Origin of the sequence: Streptomyces muensis, from assembly GCF_021474425.1 — a bacterium.
GTDB classification, from domain to species: Bacteria; Actinomycetota; Actinomycetes; order Streptomycetales; family Streptomycetaceae; genus Streptomyces; species Streptomyces muensis.
In genome coordinates this window covers 1-5,435 of sequence record NZ_JAKEIP010000398.1, presented here as the reverse complement: position 1 = coordinate 5,435, position 5,435 = coordinate 1, and the positions used below count along the sequence as shown (strand labels likewise).

The following is a 5,435-nucleotide window of genomic DNA, read 5'->3' as shown; positions in this document are numbered from 1 at the left end:
GGCGGGCGCCGGACGGCGGGCGGTGTCGCTGATGCGGATGAGTACGCCGATGAGCGCCCAGTTGGCGATGACCGACGAACCGCCGTACGCGAGGAACGGCATCGTCATACCGGTCAGCGGGATCAGGCCCATGACGCCACCGGCGACGACGAACACCTGGAGGGCGAAGGCGCCGGAGAGGCCGACGGCGAGCAGCTTGCCGAAGGGGTCGCGGGCGGCGAGGGCGGTGCGCACGCCGCGCTCCACGATCAGGCCGTAGATCAGCAGGATCGCCATGATGCCGGCCAGGCCCAGCTCCTCGCCGAAGGTGGCGAGGATGAAGTCGGAGTTCGCGGCGAAGCGGATGAGCTCGGAGTGGCCCTGGCCCCAGCCGCTGCCCAGGGTGCCGCCGGAGCCGAACGCCCACAGGGCCTGCATGGCCTGCTCGGAGTGGACGAGGCCGTCGCCGTTGGGGGTGCGGCTGAGCGTGTACTCGCGCATCGGGTCGAGCCAGGCCTGGACACGCGTCTGGACGTGCGGCTCGAAGCTCGCCACACCGACGGCGCCGGCCGCGGACATCAGCAGACCGAAGACGATCCAGCTGGTCCGCTCGGTGGCGACGTACAGCATGATGACGAACATTCCGAAGAACAGCAGCGATGTACCGAGGTCGGTCTCGAACACCAGGATGAGGATCGAGATCATCCAGACGACGATGATCGGGCCGAGGTCGCGGCCGCGCGGCAGGTACAGGCCCATGAAGCGGCGGCTGGCCAGGGCCAGCGCGTCGCGCTTGACCATCAGGTAACCGGCGAAGAAGACCGCCAGCACGATCTTGGCGAACTCACCGGGCTGGATGGTGAAGCTGCCGACCTGGATCCAGATCTTGGCGCCGTAGGTGATCTCGGCGCCGAGGCCGGGCACCAGCGGCAGGAGCAGCAGGAACAGCGCGCCGGCCATGGAGATGTAGGTGTAGCGCTGCAGCGTGCGGTGGTCCTTGAGGAAGATCAGCACGGCGATGAAGAGGGCGATGCCCATGGCCGTGTAGATCAGCTGGTTGGTCGCCTTGCCGCCGGCCTGTCCGATCTGCTGGAGCAGCTTCGACTGGTCCAGCCGCCAGATCGCGACCAGTCCCAGCCCGTTCAGCAGTGTCGCCAGCGGCAGCAGCAGCGGGTCCGCGTACGGCGCGAACTTGCGTACGGCGAGATGGCCGACGCCGGCCAACAGGCCGAGGCCCAGGCCGTAGCCCAGCAGCCCGGCGGGCACCTCGCCATGGATCGCCAGACCCACGTTGGCGTAGGCGAATACCGGAATGACGACCGCGAACACCAGCAGCGCGAGCTCGGTGTTGCGCCTGCTCGGCGCGCCGATCGCGCCGATCGTGGACGTGTGATGCGTCGGCGAGTTCGTAGTACTGCTCATCGTGTGACGGGGCCTCTCACGGCTTGCCTACTGCGTACCGCAGTTCGAGACGACCTTCTGCTCTTCCTCCGAGAGAGTGGGGCCGGGGCTTGGCGTCGCAGTCGGTGTCGGGGAGGTGGAGGTGGACGGGGGCGGGGACTTGGTGGACGCCGAGGGGTTCGGTGTCGGTGTCGCCTTGGACGTAAGGGAGGTACGGGTGGTTCCCGTGGTGCCTCCGGCCTCGCCCTCGCCGGTCCCGGAGTTCTTCTCGCTCTCGGCGGCCTGCTGCTCGGAGCGCTTCTTGCACGCGGAGGCCTGCAGGGCGAGCTCGTCGATCTTCGTCTGGGCGTCCTTCAGGCCGCCCTCGGTGATCGTGTCCTTGACGAGCCGCTGCTGGTAGGGCGGCAGGTACTTGAGTTCGATCTCGGGGTGGTCCTTCTCCACCTTCGAGAGCGAGACCCAGGCCAGGTCCTGGCTGATCCCGCGGTACAGGGCGACGTGTTCGTTGTTGGCGCCCACGTAGTACTGGGTCTGGGTCCAGCGCCAGCCGCCGTACAGACCGCCGCCGATCACGCCGAGCGCGAGGGCGATGTAGAGGGATCTCTTCAGCCAGCGGCCCTTGCGGGGCTTGACGAAGTCGTCGTCGGTGTAGTCGCCGAAGCTGCCCGTGGGGACGTAGCCGGTGGTGTCGCCGGAGCCGGGCGGGCCGAACTCGCCGCCTCCGCCCCCCTGTCCGGGCACATGGCGGCCGAGCCCGGAGGCGCGGCCGGCCGGGGTCTGCATGATGCCGTTGTCGTGCAGGTGGTTCTGGTTCTCGGCGACGGCGCCGACCACGACCGGGGTGTCGGACAGCTGTCCGGCGAGGGTGTCACCGGTGTCCAGGTCGAGGACGTCCGCGATGATCACGGTGATGTTGTCGGGGCCGCCGCCGCGCAGCGCGAGTTCGATCAGCTGCTGCACGGTCTCCTGCGGGCCCTGGTAGCTGGCGAGGGTGTCCTCCAGGGTCTGGTGGGACACGACGCCGGAGAGGCCGTCGGAGCAGATCAGGTAGCGGTCGCCGGCGCGGACCTCACGGATGGAGAGGTCGGGTTCGACGTGGTCGCCGCTGCCCAACGCCCGCATCAGCAGGGAGCGTTGGGGGTGGGTGGTGGCCTCTTCCTCGGTGATGCGGCCCTCGTCGACGAGGCGCTGCACCCAGGTGTGGTCCTGCGTGATCTGGGTGAGGACGCCGTCGCGCAGCAGGTAGGCGCGGGAGTCGCCGACGTGGACGAGGCCGAGGCGCTGTCCGGTCCACAGCAGGGCCGTCAGGGTCGTCCCCATGCCTTCGAGCTGGGGGTCGTCCTCGACCATCGAGCGCAGCTGGTCGTTGGCGCGCTGCACGGCCGTGCCGAGCGAGGTGAGGATGTCGGAGCCGGGGACGTCGTCGTCGAGGGCGACGATGGTGGAGATGGCCTCGGAGGAGGCGACCTCGCCCGCGGCCGCGCCGCCCATGCCGTCGGCGATGGCGAGCAGGCGGGGTCCGGCGTATCCGGAGTCCTCGTTGCCCTCCCGGATCATGCCTTTGTGCGATCCGGCGGCGAAGCGCAGTGACAGACTCATGCGCACCTCGCCCGTCGGCTCCGGGTACATCCGCACGGTGCCCACCCTCCGGTCGGGAGCGCGCCGGGACCCCTGGTGGGGGCCGCCGCTGCGTGCTCGCTCCGCTCGCTCATTGTCGTACTACTTCCGCAGCTCGATGACGGTCTTGCCGATGCGGATCGGCGCGCCCAGCGGAATCGGTGTCGGGGTCGTGAGCCGCGTTCGGTCGAGGTACGTGCCGTTGGTGGAGCCCAGGTCCTCGACGATCCACTGGCCGTCGCGGTCCGGGTAGATCCTGGCATGCCGGCTGGAGGCGTAGTCGTCGTCCAGCACGATGGTGCTGTCGTGCGCCCGGCCCAGGGTGATGGTCTGGCCCTGGAGGGCGACCGTGGTGCCGGTGAGGGTGCCTTCGGACACGACCAGCTTGGTGGGGGCGTTACGGCGCTGGCGGCCGCCGCCCTGCTGGCCGCGCTGCTGCGGCGGTGCCGCCTGCCTGGCGGCCTGCTGCGGCCGGGCGGCCTCGCGGCGCGCTCCGCGCTGCGTGACACGCGTACCGAACAGGTCGCTGCGGATGACCTGCACGGCCACGATCACGAACAGCCACAGGACGGCCAGGAAACCCAGCCGCATGACCGTGAGGGTCAGCTCTGACATTGCCCCCGCTTCACCCTTCGGCTTGCCTATAGATAACGGTGGTGCTGCCCACGACGATCCGCGAGCCGTCGCGGAGCGTAGCGCGGGTGGTGTGCTGCCCGTCCACCACGATGCCGTTGGTGGACCCGAGATCCTGGATCGTCGAGGGCGTTCCGGTCCGGATCTCGCAGTGCCGGCGGGAGACGCCGGGGTCGTCGATCCGCACGTCGGCGTCGGTGCTGCGACCCAGCACGAGCGTGGCGCGGGAGATCTGATGGCGGGTGCCGTTGATCTCGATCCAGTAGCGGGTGCGGCCGCCTGCCGCGGGCGCGGCGGGGGGCCGCTGGCCGCCCGCAGGCTGCGGGTAGCCGTAGCCGCCGGGGCGGCCGCCGGGCGGCGGCGCGGCCGGCATCGGCGGGGCGCCCGCGGGTGCGGCGGCCGGCGGATAGCCGTAGCCGCCCTGGCCCTGGGCGCCACCGGGCCGTCCGGCCGGGGCGGCGGGTGCGGGGGCCTGGCGGCCGCCGCTCTGCTGGTCGGTGGAGCCGGCGAGGGTACGGCTGCGCACGCGGTACAGGCCGGTGTCGAGGTCGTCGGCCTTCTCCAGGTTGACCTTGATCGGGCCCATGAAGGTGTAGCGCTGCTGCTTGGCGTAGTCGCGGACCATGCCGGCGAGCTCGTCGCCGAGCTGGCCGGAGTACGGGCTCAGCCGCTCGTGGTCCGGGGCGCTGAGCTCCACGATGAAGTCGTTGGGTACGACGGTCCGGTCGCGGTTCCAGATGGTCGCGTTGTTGTCGCACTCGCGCTGGAGCGCTCCCGCGATCTCCACGGGCTGGACCTCGGACTTGAACACCTTGGCGAAGGTGCCGTTGACCAGACCTTCGAGACGCTGCTCGAACTTCTTCAGGACTCCCATGGGGCACCTCCTCCGTAGCCTGCTTCGTCCTGCATCCCGCCGGGCGGGTACTGCCTTACCTGGTACTGCTTACTGATCGTATCCACGCGCCGGTCAATCGGCTGGTTCCCCCTGTCGGCCCGGTCGACGGGTGTCGACGCCCTCGAAGTTCCCTGTGGAGCTCCGCTTCGAACTCCTCAGGGGCACAGTCTTGCCATGGATCGTAGAGGCGGCCGAAGACCAGTGTCCCGCACCTGACTGTGGACCCCGACCGGCTCCTGGGGAGATGCGTGGTACCGGTACGAGGTTGATACGTGAACAGGTACTCGTTGATACGGAGCGGAGGGCGTCGTGGGTCGGTCGCGGCCGGGCGGGATGTGCCGACCGCGCTGGTGGGCGCCCGGGTGCCGCTCGCACGGCGGCTGCCTGGGGATAAGGGATGTGAACCGACCCTGGACGGCGTGCTAATGTTCTGCGTGTCGGAAGGCGCCGGACCGCAAGGGAAGAGCCCGAGGACACACCCAATGCGCGGGTGGCGGAATAGGCAGACGCGCTGGATTCAGGTTCCAGTGCCCGCAAGGGCGTGGGGGTTCAACTCCCCCCTCGCGCACAAAGAGAAACCGATGAAACGGGTCTCTGCAGGTGACGGAAGTCACGGCAGGGGCCCGTTTCTCATTTCCATGATCGTTGTGAGGCATCACACAGTCTGAGCAGGGCATACGGCAGGCCCCGCGCGTGAGCTATCTCACGGGCGGGGCCTATCCGTGGAGGCAGGGCCCCTCACGGCCCCACGCCGAGACGGTGGTCACATGTGAGCGACGGGGATTGCGGGGGGGGGGGGGGGGGGCGGGGGCCCCCCCCCCCCCCCCGCCTCCCCCCCCCCCCCGCACCACCGGCACGGCACCCCCGCGCTCACGGCCCCCGGGGCCCCGGCCCCCCCCCCCACGAGAAA

Annotated in this window: 4 protein-coding genes and 1 tRNA gene; 1 reads left to right on the top strand and 4 read right to left on the bottom strand. The window is 70.1% G+C overall.

The features are described from left to right. The 4 genes from L0P92_RS41725 to L0P92_RS41710 all read right to left on the bottom strand — a co-directional run. Window positions 1-1,401, bottom strand: a 1,401-nt coding sequence (locus L0P92_RS41725; RefSeq protein ID WP_234768351.1) for an FtsW/RodA/SpoVE family cell cycle protein, incomplete at its 3' end; no start/stop codon positions are given. A 27-nt stretch (window positions 1,402-1,428) separates the two neighbouring features. Further along, window positions 1,429-3,009: a Stp1/IreP family PP2C-type Ser/Thr phosphatase gene (locus L0P92_RS41720; protein ID WP_234768352.1), complete on the bottom strand. Its 1,581-nt coding sequence runs from the start codon at window positions 3,007-3,009 to the stop codon at window positions 1,429-1,431. A 90-nt stretch (window positions 3,010-3,099) separates the two neighbouring features. Further along, window positions 3,100-3,612 (bottom strand): FHA domain-containing protein FhaB/FipA, encoded by a 513-nt coding sequence (locus L0P92_RS41715; RefSeq protein ID WP_062721291.1) that lies wholly within the window; start codon window positions 3,610-3,612, stop codon window positions 3,100-3,102. Window positions 3,613-3,622: 10 nt separating this feature from the next. Further along, the gene (locus L0P92_RS41710) at window positions 3,623-4,504 is read right to left on the bottom strand and encodes an FHA domain-containing protein (protein ID WP_234768350.1); all 882 of its coding nucleotides are present in this window, start codon (window positions 4,502-4,504) and stop codon (window positions 3,623-3,625) included. A gap of 505 nt (window positions 4,505-5,009) precedes the next feature. Between L0P92_RS41710 and L0P92_RS41705 the strand changes: the two genes are divergently transcribed. Next, window positions 5,010-5,093: transfer RNA gene (locus tag L0P92_RS41705), tRNA-Leu, on the top strand. The last annotated feature ends 342 nt before the right edge of the window (window positions 5,094-5,435 follow it).

Bases quoted from the DNA above. Each gene is read 5' to 3' on its own strand.
- L0P92_RS41720 (WP_234768352.1), bottom strand. From the start codon at position 3,009: ATGTACCCGGAGCCGACGGGCGAGGTGCGCATGAGTCTGTCACTGCGC.
- L0P92_RS41715 (WP_062721291.1), bottom strand. From the start codon at position 3,612: ATGTCAGAGCTGACCCTCACGGTCATGCGGCTGGGTTTCCTGGCCGTC.
- L0P92_RS41710 (WP_234768350.1), bottom strand. From the start codon at position 4,504: ATGGGAGTCCTGAAGAAGTTCGAGCAGCGTCTCGAAGGTCTGGTCAAC.